Raw genomic sequence first — 657 nt, forward strand, 5'->3', positions numbered from 1 at the left:
AAGTTGAGTATGATTTAACTATAGTCTACCTTAGCATAGGACATAAGATGTGCCTATATTCGATACGTTAAGAATCAACGTATTTTAAGAACAGTTGTTGGACTTATATATGACGACATTATTTTTTATTATATATATTGAAATAAGAATATACAAACTTAACCTACTGTTTACCTACAAAATTCTGTCATCGTAAAAATTATTAGCTGGTTTTTTATTTTTGGTTGTATAATTTAATATACAAATGTAATTTCTTTAAGCTAAGAATAGGATGGCGACGCAGCTTACTGCTAATAACAAACCTAGCATATTGATACGATTGAGTGACTCTTTGAACACGCCTACCCCAATGATAGTCGCCACTGCAATGACTCCAACATTCATACCAGTAAATACGATGCTTGGTGATTCAGACAACATTTGATGCGCACGTACGTAAGCATAAATATTACCCATATTAAGCGCGCCCAGTAAAAGTCCTGCGCTAAGTGCGTTCCCTTGCCAGCGCACGCGAGTAACGAGCAAATACATAAATAACAATATCCCTGCCAGACCAAAACTGATAAATAAAGTCAGCGGGAATGCGGCTCCTTGTTTAGCAACTTGCTTGAATAAAATATCAATAACGCCATAGCCTGCCCACACGCCAAATAGCCA

At 36.5% G+C, this 657-nt stretch carries 1 pseudogene; it reads right to left on the reverse strand.

From position 1 onward, the window contains the following. Positions 1–255: 255 nt before the first annotated feature. A pseudogene (locus ACS8FD_RS21435) lies at positions 256–657 on the reverse strand (EamA/RhaT family transporter); the annotation flags it as partial.

This window comes from Psychrobacter sp. 1U2 (assembly GCF_051847575.1).